This window comes from Streptomyces sp. NPDC002536, from assembly GCF_053594995.1.
This window is the reverse complement of the sequence record NZ_JBSFWU010000019.1, coordinates 55,153-74,055: the sequence shown is the minus strand read 5'-3', so window position 1 is coordinate 74,055 and position 18,903 is coordinate 55,153. Positions and strand designations below refer to the sequence as shown.

Below are 18,903 nucleotides of genomic sequence, written 5' to 3'. Positions count from 1 at the left end.
GGGGGGCGCACTCGGGCAAGTGCTTCCACAGGCGGCACCGGAACGGCGCCGGCTGCCGTGCCGCGCAAGGCGATCGCCGCCGTGCACCACCGTGCGAGGACACCCGGGACACCGCAGGCCCCCGTCGGGACGAAGGCCCGGCAGATGTCCGACAGGCCCGCAATGCGACAGTCCGGGAGGCGCTGACCACCTCCCGGACCGTTCCGCCGCCCGCGGGGAATGAGGCGACGGCTTCCCCCAGCCCACTGGATCCAGTTGCAGCGGGCCAACCCACGCTCCTCCATGGAACCGCTCCCGCAATGGCGCGGACAGAGCGCACGGCGGGCGCACTGCCACACACAACCGGAGCACGTGCCCCTCGATGCACGCACATACGGGCCTGAATCTCGCCATCCGGGACAACACCTCTTAACGGTCGGGATGCGGGGAACTACGCTGGGTTTACGAATGCCCCGTGCCTATGCCGGGGCAGGCACCGTGTCGTCGAGGGGTGCGCATGTCCAGGGAGCCGCGCGGACCGAACGAGAAGCTGGGCACCGTTCTCGCCCTCGCAGGGATCAGCAACGCCGGCCTGGCCCGACGGGTCAACGACCTTGGCGCGCAGCGGGGTTTGACCCTTCGCTACGACAAGACCTCCGTCGCCCGCTGGGTGTCCAAGGGCATGGTCCCGCAGGGCGCCGCCCCCCATCTGATCGCCGCGGCGATAGCGGGCAAGCTCGGCCGCCCCGTCCCGCTGCACGAAATCGGCCTCGCCGACGCCGATCCCGCGCCGGAGGTGGGGCTCTCCTTTCCGCGCGATGTCGGCCAGGCGGTGCGCAGTGCGACCGAGCTCTACCGGCTGGATCTCGCCGGTCGCCGTGCAGGCGGGGGTATTTGGCAGAGCCTGGCCGGTTCCTTCTCCGTCAGCGCGTATTCCACGCCTGCCTCGCGCTGGCTGATAACCCCTGCCGACAGCTCGGTCGCCCGCGAGCCCCTCCAAGTGGTCAGGGAGGGCGAGACGGGCAGCAGCAACGGCAACGACAGCAGTGCGTCCGGCGCCGGGAGCTCCGGCCCGGACTGCGGTTTAGTGCAGCGTGTCGGCCACAGCGACGTGACGAAACTGCGCGAGGCGGCGGACGAGGCGCGCCGCTGGGACTCCAAGTACGGCGGCGGGGACTGGCGTTCGTCGATGGTGCCGGAGTGCCTGCGGGTGGACGCGGCACCCCTGCTGCTCGGCTCGTACAGCGACGAGGTGGGGCGCGCCCTGTTCGGCGCCACCGCCGAACTCACCAGGCTCGCCGGGTGGATGGCCTTCGACACCGGCCAACAGGAGGCCGCACAGCGCTACTACATCCAGGCGCTGCGCCTGGCCAGGGCAGCGGCCGACGTCCCGCTCGGCGGCTACGTGCTGGCGTCGATGAGCCTGCAGGCCACCTACCGCGGCTACGCGGACGAGGGCGTGGACCTCGCGCAGGCCGCCCTCGAACGCAACCGCGGCCTGGCCACGGCCCGGGCGATGAGCTTCTTCCGGCTGGTCGAGGCCCGCGCCCACGCAAAGGCGGGGGACGCGGCCGCCTGCGGGGCGGCGCTCAAGGCCGCCGAGGGCTGGCTGGAGCGGTCCCGCCCGGGCGATGCGGACCCGTCCTGGCTCGACTTCTACACCCAGGAGCGGTTCGCCGCCGACGCCGCCGAGTGCTACCGCGACCTGCGCATGCCCCGCCAGGTGCAGCGCTTCACCGAACAGGCGCTGGCCCGCCCCACGGAGGAGTACGTGCGCTCGCACGGCCTGCGGCTGGTGGTGTCGGCCGTGGCCGAGCTGGAGTCGGGCAACCTGGACGCGGCCTGCGCCGCGGGGGCCCGCGCCGTGGAGGTCGCCGGACGGATCTCGTCGGCGCGCACGACCGAGTACGTGCGCGACCTGCTGCACCGGCTGGAGCCGTACGGACACGAGCCACGGGTGGTCGAACTGCGCGAGCGGGCACGGCCGCTGCTGGTCGCACCGGCGTGACGGAGGGGCCCGCGGGCGCCCGGCGGGTGATTGAACGGAGCCCGGAGCGGGAACCCCAGGTCATGGCTGTGCGTCAGCAAGATCGGTGACCGGGTTTCGGCCCATTGTCAGTGGCACACGTCATCATGGGAACCGTGGGCGCGGGGACGGACACCGGTTCAGACGCGGGACGGTCGCGGGGAGGTGGCGTGATGGCGGCGGCGTACGACTGCGACGTGCTGGTCGTCGGGGGCGGGATCGTGGGCCTGTCGACGGCATATGCGCTCACGCGCGCTGTGCCGGGCACGCGCGTCGTCGTGCTGGAGAAGGAGAGCGGGCCTGCCCGCCACCAGACGGGCCGCAACAGCGGAGTGATCCACAGCGGGATCTACTACCGCCCCGGCTCGCTCAAGGCGAGGTTCGCGGTGCAGGGCGCGGCGGAGATGGTGAAGTTCTGCGCCGAGCACGGCCTGCCGCACGAGGTCACGGGCAAGCTGATCGTCGCCACGGAGCACGCGGAGCTGCCCCGCCTGCACGCCCTGGTCCAGCGCGGCCGGGCGAACGGCATCCCCGTCCGCGAGCTGGGCCCCGCCCAGATAGCGGAGTACGAGCCGCAGGTACAGGGCCTCGGCGCCATCCACGTGGGCACGACGGGCGTGTGCGACTACGGCGCGGTGACGGGGCGGCTGGCCGCGCTCGCGGAGGAGGCAGGGGCGTCCGTGCGGTACGGCGCGGAGGTGCGCGTGATCGGCCGGCGCGGCTCGGCGGTCGCGGTGCGCACGGCGCGGGGCGAGGTGCTGCGGGCGCGGGCCCTGGTCAACTGCGCGGGGCTGCACAGCGATGCGGTGGCCCGGATGGCGGGCGACGATCCGGGGGCGCGGATCGTCCCGTTCCGCGGCGAGTACTTCGAGCTGCGCCCGGAGCGCACGGACCTGGTCCGCGGCCTGGTCTACCCGGTGCCGGACCCGGCCTTCCCGTTCCTGGGCGTCCACCTCACCCGCGGCATCGAGGGCCACGTGCACGTGGGGCCGAACGCGGTCCCCGCCCTCGCCCGCGAGGGCTACGCCTGGCATGTGGTGCGCCCGTCGGAGCTGGCGGGGACACTCGCCTACCCGGGCACGTGGCGGATAGCGAAGCGCCACTGGCGGTACGGCGCGGGTGAGGTGCAGCGCTCCCTGTCGAAGCGCGCGTTCACGGAGGCCGTGCGGCGCCTCCTCCCGGAGGTGGCGGAGGACGACCTGATACCGGCCCCGTCCGGGGTCCGGGCCCAGGCGGTGCTGCGGGACGGGACGCTGGTGGACGACTTCCTGTTCGCGGAGTCGCCACGGATGGTGCACGTGCTGAACGCCCCGTCGCCGGCGGCGACGGCATCGCTGCCGATCGGCCGCGAGGTGGCACGGAGGGTGCTGGGACAGCTTTAGGGGTGCCGGTATCGCGCCCCGGAGGGGCGCGGGGAACTGCGCGACCAGCCACGCACGACCCGCAGCCGACGAACGGGCGTGCGCGCAGCGCTCACCGCCCGGGCGCGTAGACCCGCACATAGTCGACCACCATCTGGTTGGGGAACGGGGTTCCCCCATCCGGTGCCCCCGGCCAGTCCCCGCCGACCGCCAGGTTGAGCAGCAGATAGTGCGGGTGGTCGAACACCCACCGCTGCCCCCGCCGCAGCTGCCCCGACCGGGCCGTGCCGTACGTCTTCCCGTCGAGCAGCCACGTCACCTTCCCCGGGCTCCAGTCCACCCGGTACGTGTGGAAGTCGTCGGACAGGCTGCCCCCGCGCAGGCTCATGTGCTGCTCGAGCCCCTTCGCCACGTACCCGGGGCCGTGCACGGCCCCGTGCACGGTGCACGGCTGGTGCCCGAGCACCTCCATCACGTCGATCTCGCCGTTCCCGGGCCAGGCCACGCGGTCGACGTTGGCCCCGAGCATCCAGAAGGCGGGCCACATCCCCTTCCCCTTCGGGACCTTGATCCGCGCCTCGAAGCGCCCGTAGGCCTGGGAGAACTTCCCCTTGGTCGTGATCCGCCCGGAGGTGATGTCGCAGGGCCCGACCGTGCAGTGCATCCACGGCAGGCGTTCCCGCCGTGCGGAGATCACGAGGTGGCCGGCGCCGTCCAGGGCCACGTTCTCGTGCCGGTCGGTGTAGTACTGCCACTCGTGGTTGCCCCACTGCGGTTCGGCGCCGCGGTCGAAGTTCCATTTGGCGGGGTCGGGCCCGCGGTAGGAGGGCCCGCGGAACTCGTCCGCCCAGACGAGCCGCCAGTCGCCGCGCTCGCGCGGAGCGGCGGCGTCGTCGCGGGAGCCGCGGGAGCCGTCGGTGGGCTGCCCGAGGTGGCAGCCGGAGAGCAGTCCGGCGGTGACGAGGAGCGCCAGCGCCGAGAGCCGGGCGGCGGTGGGAAGGAGGCGCGGTCTCGTACGCCGTTTCGCGCGCCGTCTCGTACGCGATGTCGTGCACGTTCTCATGCGCGATCTCATGCGGATGTCCGTCTCGTGCGGGTGCGGGCGCCCTGACGGGCCGAGCGAGAAGGATCGTAAAAGCTGACATATCAGACTTTGGGTGCCGACACGGCGAGCCCGGCCCGGAGTGCCCCGTGCGGCTGTCCGCAGTCGGGTTCCGTCTCCCGATCCGGGCCGGATCAGGCCCAATGGCCCGGGACGCCTCGCGCACCGCGCCCGTAGACTGACAGCACTGTGTCCGAGAACCTCACCCCCACCCAGGCCACCGCCGTCCCGGCCCAGGCCCCCGCCCCCGCAGACCGGCCCCGCAGGGACCGGTCGGAGCCGATGTTCCCCGACGGCCCGGCAGCGGACCCGGCGGGTTCGCACCACGAGCGCCGCATCCGCTCGTTCCAGCCGCGCCGCAGCCGGGTCACGCCCGGCCAGGGCGAGGCGCTGCGCCGGCTGTGGCCCACGTGGGGCCTCGACATCGACGGCCTCAGCCGCCTGGACCTCGGTGAGCTCTTCGGCGACCCGGCCCTGCCCGTCGTCCTGGAGATCGGCTTCGGCATGGGCGAGGCCACGGCGCAGATGGCGGCGGCCGACCCCGGCACCGGCATCCTGGCCTGCGACGTCCACACCCCCGGCCAGGGCAATCTGCTGAACCTCGCCGAGCGCAACGGCCTCACCAACGTCCGCGTGGCGAACGGTGACGCGATCATCCTGCTCCGCGAGATGCTCGCCCCCGACTCCCTCGCCGGCCTCCGCGTCTACTTCCCGGACCCCTGGCCCAAGAAGCGCCATCACAAGCGCCGCCTGATCCAGCCGGAGTTCCTGACCCTGGCCGCGACCCGCCTCGCGCCGGGTGCGCTGCTGCACTGCGCGACGGACTGGGAGCCGTACGCCGAGCAGATGCTGGAAGTCCTGACGGCGGCGCCCGAGTTCGAGAACACCCAGGCCGACGGCGGCTTCGCCCCGCGCCCGGAGTTCCGCCCGCTGACCCGCTTCGAGGGCCAGGGCCTGGACAAGGGCCACGTGGTCCGCGACCTGCTGTTCCGCCGCAAGGCAACGTAAGGCGTCTGAGGGGGAACCCTCTTCGTTAGGGTCAATGGGTGCATGAGTCCCTGCCCCCGTACCCGCAGCAGCCGCCCCAGCCCCCGCCGGGGGGTGTCCGGCACTACCGGCCCCGCCGGGCCCTGTGGGACACCCTCTGGGACAACAAGGCGGTCCGCGCGGGCGGGCTGATCCTGCTGCTCGCGCTCTGCGGCCTGATCATCCTGGCCCTGGTGCGCGAGCAGACCGGCACGGAGGGCTTCCTCGTCGGCCTCGGCCTGGCCGTCCTGCCCGTGCCGCTCCTGATAGCGGCCTTCCGCTGGATGGACAGCGTCGAGCCCAAACCCTGGCGCAACCTCGCCTTCGCCTTCGCGTGGGGCTCCTGCGCGGCCACCCTCGTCGCGATCCTCGCGAACGGCTTCGCGACGAAGTGGCTCATGAACACCATCGACGTCGCCGACCGCGCGCGGGCTGCAGGCTGGGGCGCCACGTTCGTGGCCCCGGTGGTGGAGGAGAGCGCGAAGGCGGCCGCGGTCCTCCTCCTCTTCACCTTCCGCCGCCGGGACTTCAACGGCCTCCTGGACGGCGTGGTCTTCGCCGGCATCACGGCGACAGGCTTCGCCTTCACCGAGAACATCTTGTATCTGGGGAACGCCTTCGCCTCGGACCAGAGCTTCGGCCACGAGGGGTTGCCGTCGACGACGGCGGCAACGTTCTTCGTCCGCGTGTTGATGTCGCCCTTCGCGCACCCTCTGTTCACCTCAATGACGGGCGTGGGCTTCGGCATAGCGGCAGCCCTCCCGCCACGCAGACGGGTGCTGAGGGCGTTGGTCCCGGTAGTGGGCCTCCTGACAGCCATGACCCTGCACGGCATATGGAACGGCTCGGCGAGCCTGCCCGGCCTGGGCTTCCTGGCGGTCTACGCGCTGTTCATGGTGCCGGTCTTCGGCGTTCTGACGTGGCTGACGATCTGGTCCCGCCAGAACGAACTCCGCACGATCCGCACCTTCCTCCCGGCGTACCAGGCCGCGGGCTGGCTGACGTGGCCGGAGCCGTTGGCGCTCTCCTCGATGCGGGCCCGAGGCATAGCCCGAGACATGGCCCGCCGCCAGGGCGGCGCCCCGGCGGCGCGTGTCGTGGCGGAGTACATATCCTTCGCGACGTCGCTGGCCTTTCTGCGGCAACGTGCGGAACGGGGCCTGGGGCTGGGCGACTTCGGGGTACGGGAGCAGGAGTTGCTGCACCACTTGTGGCAGCGGCGGGATGTGGCCCAGCCGGCGCTGGCAGTGGCGGCGGGGGTGGGGGTTCCGGCAGCCACTGGCCCGGTGCCGCCGGGGGCGTACGGGGCGGGGGCGCCGCCTTGGGGGTGGCCGGGGGCGTACGGGGCGGGGTGGCCGCCCCGTTGACGAGGGCATGTGGGCGGTGAGCCCCTACTGCAGGATCGTTCCCTCTAGTCGACGAGGCCCCACTTGACGGCCGAAGGCGATCCGGCCCACCCAGTGAGCGTCTTCCAGACAGACCCGATGCCGAGCCCTTCCAAGTAGGAGACGAAGGTCGTGATCTCCTCGTCGAACAGGGCAAGCAGATGCGGCTTCGACTCACTGCAGAGGAAGTGGTTGTACTCGTAGAGCTGCGCAAGAGCTTCGCGTACGGCCAGCGTTGCGCTGTGCCGCTTGATGGCCTTGGCCTCTACGAGCCATTCCGCCCCATCCTTACGCAGCACAAGGTCCTTGGGGTGTTGGCCCTTGGTGACGGCGTCGAAGCCACGCTGAGCGACCGCACGCCCAAACTGGTCGATGAGCAACTCGTGCTTGCGAGTCTTCTTCACCGTCCGGGCAACGATGTGCGCTTCGTAGTCACTGCTGTCCTTGGGAGCAAACCCCTCAAGCGCCTTGTACTCCACATACTCGGCGGGTTTGTAACCGGCCTCGAACCCGGCCGGCTCGTCCTTGACCGTGACACCCGCTTCCACAGCGTGTGCCTGCCGAAGCACATGCGCGAGATGCTCGAGGTCTGCGCGCAGGGCAGCCTCCTCAGGCAACGAATCCGTGCTGTAGCGCCGCGCGGCCACACTGCCCGCCTCGTACGCCAGAGCCCGAAAGGTCTCGGACTTGAAGTCTGGGCGAACCTGCCAACCGGCCAAAGCTGCTGGCGGCAGCTCGCCACTCAAGGCGTCCGCCCTCGCAGTCAGGTAGTCACGAAGCTTCTGCCCCTGGCCATAGCTCTTTGCAAGCCGCGTCACACCCTGCTGAAGCGTGAGCGTCACTGTCTTGAGGTCAGCCGCAAAGATGTAGGCGAGGTACAGCCCCTTTTTGGGGTCCTTCGTGACCTTCAGATCAAAGATCCCAATCCACGGGGTATGCCCAGCGTCCCCGTTACCTCCGTACCCCTTGGCTGTCAGCTCATCGGACACGCCAAGCATGAGCTGCTGCCTGACTGCACGCAGGAGATCCTGGGCGTGTACCCCACCACCCGTTCCCAGATCCTTGTCGTACGTCTCGGCTATCTCTTTGAGCAGTTCACGGATCTCCATGACCTGACACTACTCAACATCGCTCAAAGTCAGTCACATTGGGACTAGATCCAGACGAACGCAGCACCGAAGCTAGGCCGCGCGGCGGTGCTACCCACCCCACCGTCAGACCTCACTGATAGAACATGGCCATCGGCTGGGGAGACGAGGGGGCATGTCGATGGACGGGCGCTTGGAACATCAACCAACACCAGTGCCAGGTCTGTACGAACGCCTGGTCACTTCGCGCCTTGAAGAGCACCTGCTGGAACTGCATGCCAACGGCTGGCAGGCGATCGAGCAGAAGGTCGGCGAGCAATCCACGCCTCACGTCCTCGCCCGCCACATCGCCGAAACAGTCCAGCGGATCCTTGCCGGGCTGCCCACAGACGAGCAGGTCCTTGCTGCCAACCACATCCTCGAATCCATGCGCACCCTCGATGGAGCCAAACAATGGATCGAGGTGATCGCGGAGGGTCCTCGCCAACTCGTCGCAATAGCCGAGCAAGAGGCTCCCGGCGCCTACTCCATCCGCCCTGCCACGCCTCTGTCCGACACTGCACTACTCACGAATTCCCCCGAGGACCCGAACCTCGGCTTCGAGCTTCGCGCCGAACTGGCTACCGCAGACCGAGTTGACCTGCTCTGCGCCTTCGTGAAGTGGCACGGCCTGCGCGTCCTTGAAGAGCCTCTCAAAACTGCCGCAGCCCGCGGGGTACCTATCCGAGTCATCACGACCACCTACATCGGAGCCACGGAGCGCAAGGCCCTCGACCGCCTGGTCCAAGAGTTCAACGCCGAGGTCAAGGTCAACTACGAGCTGCGGTCCACCCGGCTCCATGCGAAGGCATGGCTCTTCCGCAGGAACAGCAGCTACGACACGGCCTACGTCGGCAGCTCCAACCTTTCCCGCGCGGCATTGCTCGACGGTCTGGAGTGGAACGTTCGACTGTCTTCGGTAGCTACCCACGCGGTCATGAAGAAGTTCGAGGCCACCTTTGACTCTTACTGGAGCGAGGCCGCCTTCGAACCATACGACCCGGAACAGGACGGCGAGCGACTAGCTGCTGCCCTCCGTCAGGCCAGTGGAAAGGGGCGCGGCGATTCTCCGGTGATCAGCCTGTCCGGGCTTGAGGTGCGCCCTTACCCCCACCAGAAAGACATGCTCGAACAGCTGCAGGTCGAGCGAGACGTCCACGGCCGTCACCGCAATCTCCTGGTTGCGGCGACCGGCACCGGCAAGACAGTCATGGCCGCACTCGACTACCGAGCACTCAAGCGGAAGCACCCGGGCCGTGACCTCAAGCTGCTGTTCGTAGCTCACCGCAAAGAGATCCTCAAGCAGTCCCTGGTCACCTACCAGCATGTGCTGAACGACGCGAACTTCGGGGAACTACTCGTTGGCGGGGACGTACCGGAGGACTGGACTTATGTCTTTGCCAGTGTCCAGTCCCTCAACGCCCGTTCCCTGGAACGTTTTACCCCAGACCACTTCGACGTCATCGTGATCGACGAGTTCCACCATGGTGTCTCACCCACATATCGACGGATCATCGATCACTTCAAACCGATGGAGCTCCTGGGCCTGACCGCCACACCCGAGCGGATGGACGGCCTCAATGTGCAGGATGAGTTCTTCGACGGGCACATCGCAGCCGAGATACGACTGTGGGAAGCACTGGAGAACGACCTCCTCAGCCCCTTCCACTACTTCGGCATCGCCGACAACGTGGACTTGGAAGGCCTCGCCTGGAAGCGTGGCGCATACGACAACAGTGAGCTCGACAAGCTCTTCACTGGAAACCATGCCCGTGCCCGCCTGATCGTCAAGGCAGTGCAGGACAAGGTGACGGATCCCGGATCCATGCGAGCCCTGGGTTTCTGTGTATCTGTGACCCATGCCCGCTTCATGGCCGACTTCTTCCAGCAGGTCGGCCTGAACGCTAAGGCACTCGACGGCACCACCCCTCAGGTTGAACGGGCACAAGCCCTAGCTGACCTGCATGACGGAAAAGTCCAAGTGCTCTTCTCCGTTGACCTGTTCAACGAGGGTCTTGACATCCCCGACGTGGACACGCTCCTTCTCCTCCGGCCGACCTCCAGCGCCACAATCTTCCTCCAGCAGCTGGGCCGAGGACTGCGCCGGACACCTGACAAGGCCGTCCTCACGGTGCTCGACTTCATTGGGCAGCACCGCAAAGAGTTCCGCTTCGAGGAACAGTTCCGGGCACTCACCAACCTCACGCGCAAACGCCTGCTCGACAGCGTGGAGCACGACTTCCCGCTGTTGCCGTCGGGCTGCCAAATCGTCCTGGACCGCAAGTCGAAGAAGCGAATCCTCGAGAACATCAAGGCCCAGATCAGCGTCAACGTCACGCAGCTCACGCGGGAAGTTGCTACGTACGCACGGCCCAGGTTGGCTGACTTCCTCCACGAGAGCCGGAGGGAGCTCAAGGAGCTCTACCGGTCTAATAACTCCTGGACCCGCCTGCTACGCAGGGCCGGCCTGCTCCCCGAAGCGAGTCCCGATGGCGAAGAAGCACTCCTCAAGCGCATCTCCGCCTTCCTCCACGTGGACGACCCTGCTCGTGTTGCTGCCTATAGCCGCATGCTGGAGGACGCCGCACCGGCCTACGAGACCCTGGGCCAGCAAGGCCAGGCATACGCCCGCATGCTGTTCTTCTCCCTGTGGCCTCTTGGTGGAGGATTCACCTCATACGCCGATGGGTTCACATCTCTGACCCAACAGAAGGCGTTCCGCGATGAGTTGCGCCAGGTGCTCAGCTATAATCTGGAGCACACTGAGCACCTTCCCGTAAAGCTCTCTGGCTCTCACTCCGCCATTCCGTTGAGCATTCACGCCTCCTACAGCCGGGAAGAGATACTCCCCGCGCTCGGCCAGGCCGACGTAAACGGCTTCCTTCCCGGACACTTCCGCGAGGGAGTGAAGTGGTGCGAGAGCGCAAGCATCGACGCCCTGCTGATCACGCTGGAGAAGGACGCCAAGGACTTCTCTCCAGAGACGCGATACAAGGACTACGCACGAAGCCCCGAGCTCTTCCATTGGGAGTCGCAGAACGCCACCTCTAGTACCTCGCCCACAGGCATCCGGTACCAAACCCATAAGGAACGAGGGTCGGACGTCTTCCTGTTCGTGCGTCGCTTCAAGCGGAACGACATCGGCGGCCCCCAACCCTGGATGCTGCTCGGGCCTGCCGAGTACGTCTCACACGAGGGCAGCAATCCCATGGGCATCATCTGGGAGCTGAAGCACGAGATGCCGGCCGACGTCTGGACGTACTCCGCAATCGCGGGGTGAAGGCGGCGAGACGTTTCTGGATCTACCTCATGGCTTCCTGATCACGGTCACCATGCCTGTCTTGACGCTGAGAGCGAGGCCCCGCAGCCTGTCCCGGCTGATCGTTATGACCACGCCCGGGTCCTCGCTCTCGCGTATCTCGACCGCGTCGCCAACCCGTCTCAGCTCTATGCAGCTGTTATCCGGCCCCCCGCCCGAGTACGAGGACTTCTGCCAATCCGTAGACGCCTGTGCCATGGCTTCGCTCCTCACGTTTCGCTGATGACCTGCCGGATGAAGGCTCGCGACTCGTCCACGCCCAGCGCCGGCTTCGCCAGGCCGTCGAACATGTCGCGGTACATGGACAGTAGGGGGACGGCATTGATGAAGCCCCCGCCGAAGGCGTTGTCGATCTGGACCGTGTCGAGCTCCGGGATGGGGCCGGACGCGTAGAGCATCGACTGTGCCGTTCCGATCACGTTGTCCGTGTCGAAGGGGATGACGCGCACGGTCACGGTCGGCCAATCCGCGGCCTGCAGGAGGAACTTCAACTGCGCGCGCTGGATCGATCGGGTCCCGTAACGCATGCGGAGCGCGGCTTCGTGGACCAGGGCCACGGTCTCCGGGGCATGTGGCTGGTCGTAGATGCCCCGCCTCCTTATGCGGTGCTCCACCCGCGCGTTCAGCTCAAGCTCCGGCAGGGTCGGTACGGCGCTGCCGAAAACGACTCGCGCATAGTCCTCGGTCTGGAAGACGCCTGGCACGTGCGTGATCTGGAGCAGGCGCAGTGCGCAGGCATGGTGCTCCAGCTCCGATACGTCGAGGAAGCCGGGAGTCAGGACCCCTCGGTAGGCCTCCCACCAGCCTCGCCCGCGCTCCTCCGCCATCCCGCACAGTGCGTCGATCAGCACAGTGTTGCCCGCCTTGTAGTGGGCAGCGAGTCGGCGTACGCGCTCGGCGCTGACGCCCCAGCGGCCGGCTTCGATGTGGCTGATCTGTGCCGAGCCGCCACCGAGGAGCGCTCCTGCATTGGCCATGGACATCACGGATGCTTCTCGGAGCTTCCTCAACTCCGCGCCCAGGCGGGCCTGACGCGCTGTGGGATTGCGTCTCGGCGGCATGAATGCGGCCCTCCGTTCGGTGGTCCGAGTGTCCCGCGCCACCCTCCCACAGGTCCAATTGCCACTTCCGAGTGACATACGCGGTACAGAATTGTGCCGGTACAGATTTGTGCCCTACGGTCCTGGCAACACCGCACATCCACGTCGGGAAGACCGAAGTGCAGCTACCTGCCTATCAGTTGATGGAATCTTGGGAGGTAGCCGGGCCACGGACGACGGTCGGAGTGCAGACGCCCCTCCACGACCGCGCTGGGAGACCAGGAAATGCGTACGACCGCGCTCGACAGCTCCCGCACCATGCCCCTCTACGAACCGCCGCGCCTCTACCAGTTGGTCGCTCCGGCCGAGCCGTCCACAGCCAGGCTCGCCCGGCACTTCATCAGCGGCGTACTCGTCGCGACCGAGCATCCTCTGCTCATCGACGACGCCCGCATTTGCGTCTCCGACACCGTCACGAACGTCGTACAGCACGCCCGCGTACCCGACCTCACCGTGGAGGTGGACGTCCAGGGGCTGCGCGTGATCACTTCCATTCGTGATCACGACCCCACCCGGCTACCCCGGCACCGCTGGGCCCGTAGCGACGAGGAGCGAGGAAGAGGGCTTGCCCTCGTCCAACAGCTCTCCGTCGCCTACGGCATGAACCTGGTGTGGGACGGGCTCGACGTCATCGGCAAGTGCGTGTGGTTTGAACTGCGCGAGGGCGGCGATCCTCGCTGAACCATGCGGCAACAGCGGGCCCGTACCCCCGTCCCGGGCCCACCGCCGCGATCCGTTTGCAGATCGGCTCATTCCGATGTCAGAAACCAACGGAGCGGGCAGCCCCCGGCGTTGGTTGCTGACACTGCAGTGCTGCGCTCCGCAGCCATCACCTCGCAGCCACACCCGCCCCCGCCGGCTTCGTCACCGCATTAGCGATCCGCAACGCCATCTGCATCTGGCTGTCGTCCCGGTGCGTCGGCGTCCACGAGTACACCGCCGTGCGCTGCAGGTCCCGCGTCGCGACCACCGCCGAGTTGTAGCCGTACCGCTCCCCCGTCTTGCCCCACAGGGTCACGCCGTTCACCGTGACCGTCTGGAGGCCCATGCTGTAGCGGGCCGGGGAGCCGTCCACCATGCGCACATCAGGTGCCGGCATCTGGAACATCTTGTCCAGCGTCGCCTTCGGCAGCGCCTTGCCCGGCGTGAACAGGGCCGTGATGAAGCGGTTCAAGTCGCCCGTCGTCGAGATGACTTCGCCCTCGCCCCACGCCTCCGACTGGTTGTACTCCGTCACGTCCTTCAGCGTGCCGTCCGACATCGCCAGGTAGCCGTGGACGTGCGGGCCGTGGAGCTTCGGGTCGTTGCCCGGGAAGGAGGTGTGGTGCAGGCCCAGCGGGCGCAGGATGCGGTCGCCGATCACCTTGCTGTACGGCTTCCCCGTGACCTTTTCGAGCAGCATGGCCGACAGGACGTAGTTCATGCCCCGGTACTCCTGCTTCGTACCCGGCGTGAACTTCATCGGGCCGTCGGGCAGGGTGGCCACGATCTCCTTCGGGGTCCACTGGTCGTAGCGGTGGGCCAGGATCTCTTCCGGGGTGTTCTTCTGCTTGGACTTCGGGATGTCCTCGCTCGGCAAGCCGCTCGTGTGGTTCAGGAGTTGGGAGATCTTGATCGGGGCGTAGCTCTTCGGCAGTACGCCCGGCAGGTAGTCCTGGATCGGCTTGTCCAGGTCCACCTTGCCCTCCGCCGACAGCTGCAGCACCGCCGCCGCCACGAACATCTTCGTGATGCTGCCCGCCCGGAACGTGTCGTCCTGGCGTATCGGCGCGCCCGTCGCCCGGTTCGCCACGCCCGCCGTGCCGTACCAGCTCCCCGCCTTGCCGCCGACCCGCAGCTGGGCCGCCGTCGCCTGCGGGTGGTCCAGGTCGGAGATCGCCGCGCGCAGGGCCGCGGTGTCCAGCGGCGGGACCGCCGAAGTCGTGGAAGTCGTCGAAGAGGACGCAGTCGTCGGCGTCGCCGCCATCGCGGCCGGAGCCGCAACCCCCGTGAGCAGCGCGGCAGTCAGCGTGGCGCCCACGAGGGCCCGGCGGGACAGGAAGGTCGAAGTCATGACCATCATGGTTCCGGCGCCGGCCCGCCCAGCCATCCGGGAACAGCCCCCACCCTCCCCCGATGCCTCCCCGACACACCCCTCAGGGTTAGCCTCAGGGTCACTCGTCTCTGCACGGATCTGCACGGAGGTTGTGGCATGAAGGTTTCCCCGTCCCTCACCGCTGCCACCGGGCTCGTCGGCGGGTACGCCGTCGCCCGGTGGACCGGGAAGCGGCCCCTCGGCGGCGCCGTGCTCGCCGTCGCCGGGACCGCTGCTGCCCGGGAGTGGAACGCCCGGGGCGGGGCCGCGACGGCCGCCGCCCTCACGGGGCTCTACGTCGCCGCCTTCGGTGGGTCGCACCCGCTCGCCAAGAAGGTCGGCGCCTGGCCGTCCGTTCTCGGCGTGGCCGCCACCGTTGCCTTTGCCTCCTGGGCGGCCACCGAGCGCTGAGCGCTCCGCTGGACGCTGGAAGTGCGGTACTTCGACTGCGGGCGTTCCGTGGCTGGTCGCGCAGTTCCCCGCGCCCCTTACGGGGCGCGCCCTACGCCGACGCCTCCGTCAGGCGCGCCACCTCCGCCTCCGTGAGGTGCAGGTCCGCGACCGCCAGGAGCGCCGGCAGCTGCTCCACCGTGCGCGCGCTCGCCAGCGGCGAGGCCACCGTCGGCTGCGCCGCCAGCCACGCCAGTGCCACCGTCGCGACCTCGGCGTCGTGTGCAGCCGCAATCTCGTCCAGCGCGGCCAGGACGCGCGGGCCGCGCTCCGTCTCCAGGTGTTCGGCCGCCTTGCCCGCCCGCGCGCTGTCCACGTCCGCGCCCGGCCGGTACTTGCCGGTCAGGAAGCCCGAGGCGAGTGCGTAGTACGGGACAGCGGCCAGGCCGTGCTCGGCGGCCACGTCCGCCAGCTCGCCCTCGTACGTGTCGCGCGACACCAGGTTGTAGTGCGGCTGGATGGCGACGTACTTGGCGATGCCGTTCGCCTCCGAGAAGTTGAGGGCCTCGGTCAGGCGGTCCGCGGTGATGTTGGAGGCCGCTATCTCGCGGACCTTGCCCTCCTTCACCAGGGCGTCCAGGGCCGTGAGGAACTCCTCCACCGGCACCGACAGGTCGTCGTAGTGCGTGTAGTACAGGTCGATGTGATCCGTGCGCAGGCGGCGCAGGGAGTCCTCCACGCCCGACTTGATGGCATCGGCGGACAGGCCGCGCGGCTCGGGAATGCCGGCGCCGACCTTGGTCGCGATGACGACGTCGTCCCGATTGCCGCGTGCGGCCAGCCAGTTGCCGATGATGGTCTCGGATTCGCCGCCCTGGTTGCCCGGCGCCCAGACCGAGTACACGTCGGCGGTGTCGATGAAATTGCCGCCTGCGCCGACGTAGGCGTCCAGGACGGCGAACGACTGGGCTTCGTCCGCCGTCCAGCCGAAGACGTTGCCGCCGAGCGCGAGCGGGTGGACGGACAGATTGCCGATCTTGCGGAAGTTGTCAGCCATATCTTGATCAACTGCCGTTACCGGCCTGCTATTCCGTTATTCCGTCGGAGCCGGTGCCGGCGCCAGGAGAGGGTCCGGCGCCACCGACAGCGGTGCCGCGATGTCCTCCAGCGAACGGCCCTCCGCCCTGACCGCCAGCAGTGCGGCGGTCAGTCCGGCCAGGCACATCAGCGTGGCGCCGATGTCGAAGGCCAGGACGGTGTCGCCGATGACGCCGCTGCTGGTCAACTGGGAGAAGAGCAGCGGGCCGCTGATGCCGCCCGCTGCCGTGCCCACCGCGTAGAAGAAGGCGATCGCCATCGCCCGGGTCTCCATCGGGAAGATCTCCGAAACGGTCAGATAGGCGCTGCTCGCGCCCGCGGAGGCGAAGAACAGCACCACGGACCAGCAGGCCGTGAGCGTGGTCGCGTTCAGGCTGCCGGTGCTGAAGAGATATGCCGTGGCGAAGAGGAGAACGCCCGCCAGCAGATAGGTCGAGGAGATCATGATGCGCCGGCCGAGCGTGTCGAAGAGCGTTCCGAGGAACAACGGGCCAAGGAAGTTGCCCGCGGCTATGACGGCGAAGTAGTAGCCGGTGTGGGAGGTCGAGACGCCGAAGAATTTCGTCAGGATCGCGCCGAAGCCGAAGGTGATGGCGTTGTAGAGGAAGGCCTGGCCGACGAAGAGCGCGAGCCCGAGAATCGCCCGCCTCGTGTAGTCCTTGAACAGGGTGCGGGCGATGACGCGGAAGCCGATGCTCTCGCGCTGGCGAATGGTGATCCGGCCGGCGGCCGGCGGCAGCGGCGTGCCCTTCTCGGCGGTGATGCGCTGCTCGATGGCGTCCACCAGCTCCTCGGCCTCCTCCCCCCGGCCGTGGATGAACAGCCAGCGTGGGCTTTCCGGCACCTGGCGTCGTACGAGCAGGATGACGAGGCCCAGGATGACGCCCATGCCGAAGGTCAGCCGCCAGCCGACGCTGCGGGAGAAGATTGCTGTATCCAGCATCAGTATCGACAGGAGCGAGCCGCCTATCGCACCGAGCCAGAAACTGCCGTTGATGATGAGGTCGACGCGGCCGCGATAGGCGGCCGGGATCAGTTCGTCGATGGCGGAGTTGATGGCCGCGTACTCGCCTCCGATGCCGAAGCCCGTGAGGAAGCGGAAGGTGAAGAACCACCAGGAGCTGAACGAGGCCGCGGTCAGCGCCGTCGCGGCCAGATAGACCGCGAGCGTCACCATGAAGAGTTTCTTCCGCCCGAATTTATCGGTCAGGCGTCCGAAGAAGAGTGCCCCCGAGCACGCCCCCGCCACATAGAGTGCGGCCGCCATGCCGGTGACCCCGCCGGAGCTGATCGGCAGGCCGCTGCCCTTCTCGGCGAGGCGGCCGGCGATGTTGCCGACGACCGTCACCTCCAGGCCGTCCAGGATCCAGACCGTCCCGAGTCCGATGACAACCGTCCAGTGCCAGCGCGACCACGGCAGTCGGTCGAGTCGCGCAGGCACGGACGTGGAGATGGTCCTCGCGGTCGTCACACCATCTGAGTGCCCTATTTGAAGCAGAACATTCTCGGGCAAATGTGCGCACGAGTGAGCGTACGAACGTGCGAACCGGGCGGGGTCCCGACAGGGCAGGCCCTACGGCTGGAGGCCCTTGTCCCGCAGCCACGGCAGCGGATCCACCGGCCCGCCGCCGTCCGGCCGCACCTCCAGGTGCAGGTGCGGACCCGTGACGTTGCCGGTCGCCCCGACCCGTCCGATGACGTCGCCCGCCGCCACCTTGCCGGACGTGACCACCATCGACGACAGGTGGCAGAACCACAGCTCCGTGCCGTCGTCGAGCGTCAGGACGATGCGGTAGCCGTACGCGCCCGCCCAGCCCGCCTGGGTGATCGTGCCGCCGCCGACCGCCTTGACGGGCGTGCCCGTCGGGGCGGCGAAATCCTCGCCGGTGTGGTTCGCGGACCACATGTTTCCCGACTGCCCGAAACCCGCGGTGAGGGTGTACGAGCCGACGGGGAGGACGTACGAGCCGTGTTCGCTCCGCGAGGGCTTCGGTGTTTCGGGGTCGGCTTTGTCTCCAGCCTTGTCTTCACCCTTGTCTTCAGCTTGCGGAGTCTGCTGCTTTTCCTCGGGCCGGGTCTGCTTCTCGGCTTCCGCCTTCGCCGTCTCTTCGGCCGCGGCCTTGCGGTGCGCGTCTTCCGCGGCCTTCGTCTCGCTCTGGCGGGCGGCCTCCTCGGCCGAGTCCTGCTGGTGCTCGGCCTGCTGGAGGATGCGGGCGCGCAGCGCTTCGCCGGCGTCCGCGGCGTTCTGCGCCAATGCGGAGCCGGAACCGTTCGCGGATTCGGACGCTTCCTGCGACGCGGCGGGGGCCGGGGATTCCTCTTCGACCACTCCGAGCAGTTTTCCGGCCATCTCCGGCAGTTCCTTCAGATCCGGTACGTCCGGCACGGATATCGGCGGCGCCGGGCGATCCTGGGCAGTCGCCATACCGCCCGCGCCGACCGCTGCGATGACGCCCACGCCGAGTACGGCGCCACTGCGGGCCATCGAACCGCCGCGCTGTTTCGCGACCCGGTGCCGGCCGCGCGCGGCAGGCGCCGAGTCCTCGCCGGGGTTCCATTCCCCGGGGCCGGCGGCGGGCGCACGTTCGTACGAAGCGTACGGGTCATGAGGGTCGTGCGGAGCATACGGAGGGTGCGAACTGCCGTCCGGGAACGGGCTGTTGGACGCCACCGGGGCGCACTCCTTTCCTTCCTGCTCGCCTACCGGGTTAGCTGACGGGTTCGGAGGAGGAAGGTCCCCTACGGGCCGGCTGCCGCCGGCCCGATTCACCCCAAGGGTTGTGGTTCCCCGGTTCCCTGAAGTTGCTGGTCGCGCAGGGTGTAGCCAGACGTGCGGGATTCGGCGAAGGCGCACGGTGCCGCCTCTTGCGGCGGTTTGACGACCGCGCTGCGTTATCGAACGTTAATAGACACGGC

Annotated in this window: 15 protein-coding genes and 1 riboswitch; of the genes, 7 read left to right on the top strand and 8 right to left on the bottom strand. The window is 68.4% G+C overall.

What is annotated here, in order from left to right; all coding sequences use genetic code 11:
• Positions 1-496: 496 nt before the first annotated feature.
• Both ACWD4B_RS10085 and lhgO read left to right on the top strand, forming a co-directional pair.
• Positions 497-1,987, top strand: coding sequence for an MFS transporter (locus tag ACWD4B_RS10085; protein WP_336416989.1), 1,491 nt, complete (start codon positions 497-499; stop codon positions 1,985-1,987).
• Positions 1,988-2,178: 191 nt separating this feature from the next.
• Positions 2,179-3,387 (top strand): L-2-hydroxyglutarate oxidase, encoded by a 1,209-nt coding sequence (lhgO, locus tag ACWD4B_RS10080; RefSeq protein ID WP_451420304.1) that lies wholly within the window; start codon positions 2,179-2,181, stop codon positions 3,385-3,387.
• A gap of 91 nt (positions 3,388-3,478) precedes the next feature.
• Here lhgO and ACWD4B_RS10075 read toward each other — a convergent pair whose 3' ends face one another.
• Positions 3,479-4,429: a glycoside hydrolase family 16 protein gene (locus ACWD4B_RS10075; protein WP_451420303.1), complete on the bottom strand. Its 951-nt coding sequence runs from the start codon at positions 4,427-4,429 to the stop codon at positions 3,479-3,481.
• Positions 4,430-4,657: 228 nt separating this feature from the next.
• Between ACWD4B_RS10075 and trmB the strand changes: the two genes are divergently transcribed.
• Both trmB and ACWD4B_RS10065 read left to right on the top strand, forming a co-directional pair.
• Positions 4,658-5,476 carry a tRNA (guanosine(46)-N7)-methyltransferase TrmB gene (trmB, locus tag ACWD4B_RS10070; protein WP_451420302.1) on the top strand — a complete coding sequence of 273 codons (819 nt, stop codon included), beginning with the start codon at positions 4,658-4,660 and terminating at the stop codon, positions 5,474-5,476.
• 38 nt (positions 5,477-5,514) lie between these two features.
• Positions 5,515-6,861, top strand: coding sequence for a PrsW family intramembrane metalloprotease (locus tag ACWD4B_RS10065; protein ID WP_451420301.1), 1,347 nt, complete (start codon positions 5,515-5,517; stop codon positions 6,859-6,861).
• 44 nt (positions 6,862-6,905) lie between these two features.
• Here the strand turns inward: ACWD4B_RS10065 and ACWD4B_RS10060 are convergent, their stop codons facing one another.
• Positions 6,906-7,988 (bottom strand): MrcB family domain-containing protein, encoded by a 1,083-nt coding sequence (locus ACWD4B_RS10060; protein ID WP_451420300.1) that lies wholly within the window; start codon positions 7,986-7,988, stop codon positions 6,906-6,908.
• Positions 7,989-8,148: 160 nt separating this feature from the next.
• Here ACWD4B_RS10060 and ACWD4B_RS10055 point away from each other — a divergent pair, with 160 nt between their 5' ends.
• Positions 8,149-11,286 (top strand): DUF3427 domain-containing protein, encoded by a 3,138-nt coding sequence (locus tag ACWD4B_RS10055; protein WP_451420311.1) that lies wholly within the window; start codon positions 8,149-8,151, stop codon positions 11,284-11,286.
• A gap of 27 nt (positions 11,287-11,313) precedes the next feature.
• Here ACWD4B_RS10055 and ACWD4B_RS10050 read toward each other — a convergent pair whose 3' ends face one another.
• Both ACWD4B_RS10050 and ACWD4B_RS10045 read right to left on the bottom strand, forming a co-directional pair.
• A complete protein-coding gene (locus tag ACWD4B_RS10050) occupies positions 11,314-11,523 on the bottom strand; it encodes a DUF397 domain-containing protein (protein WP_451420299.1) in 210 nt (69 codons plus the stop codon).
• Positions 11,524-11,534: 11 nt separating this feature from the next.
• The gene (locus ACWD4B_RS10045) at positions 11,535-12,386 is read right to left on the bottom strand and encodes a helix-turn-helix domain-containing protein (protein WP_451420298.1); all 852 of its coding nucleotides are present in this window, start codon (positions 12,384-12,386) and stop codon (positions 11,535-11,537) included.
• A 264-nt stretch (positions 12,387-12,650) separates the two neighbouring features.
• On the opposite strand from ACWD4B_RS10045, the gene ACWD4B_RS10040 reads away from it, so the two are divergent.
• Positions 12,651-13,106: an ATP-binding protein gene (locus ACWD4B_RS10040; protein WP_451420297.1), complete on the top strand. Its 456-nt coding sequence runs from the start codon at positions 12,651-12,653 to the stop codon at positions 13,104-13,106.
• A gap of 148 nt (positions 13,107-13,254) precedes the next feature.
• On the opposite strand, the gene ACWD4B_RS10035 is transcribed toward ACWD4B_RS10040, so the two are convergent.
• Entirely contained in the window at positions 13,255-14,478 is a 1,224-nt protein-coding gene (locus ACWD4B_RS10035; protein ID WP_451420296.1) for a serine hydrolase domain-containing protein, read from the bottom strand.
• A gap of 138 nt (positions 14,479-14,616) precedes the next feature.
• Here ACWD4B_RS10035 and ACWD4B_RS10030 point away from each other — a divergent pair, with 138 nt between their 5' ends.
• A complete protein-coding gene (locus tag ACWD4B_RS10030; RefSeq protein WP_451420295.1) occupies positions 14,617-14,910 on the top strand; it encodes a hypothetical protein in 294 nt (97 codons plus the stop codon).
• 91 nt (positions 14,911-15,001) lie between these two features.
• On the opposite strand, the gene ACWD4B_RS10025 is transcribed toward ACWD4B_RS10030, so the two are convergent.
• From ACWD4B_RS10025 to ACWD4B_RS10015, 3 genes are all read right to left on the bottom strand, one after another.
• Positions 15,002-15,946 carry an aldo/keto reductase gene (locus tag ACWD4B_RS10025; protein ID WP_451420294.1) on the bottom strand — a complete coding sequence of 315 codons (945 nt, stop codon included), beginning with the start codon at positions 15,944-15,946 and terminating at the stop codon, positions 15,002-15,004.
• 36 nt (positions 15,947-15,982) lie between these two features.
• Positions 15,983-17,458 carry an MFS transporter gene (locus tag ACWD4B_RS10020; protein WP_451420293.1) on the bottom strand — a complete coding sequence of 492 codons (1,476 nt, stop codon included), beginning with the start codon at positions 17,456-17,458 and terminating at the stop codon, positions 15,983-15,985.
• Positions 17,459-17,560: 102 nt separating this feature from the next.
• Positions 17,561-18,658, bottom strand: coding sequence for a peptidoglycan DD-metalloendopeptidase family protein (locus ACWD4B_RS10015; RefSeq protein ID WP_451420292.1), 1,098 nt, complete (start codon positions 18,656-18,658; stop codon positions 17,561-17,563).
• Between the two features lie 12 nt (positions 18,659-18,670).
• A riboswitch (cyclic di-AMP (ydaO/yuaA leader) is annotated at positions 18,671-18,838 on the bottom strand.
• Positions 18,839-18,903: the final 65 nt, after the last annotated feature.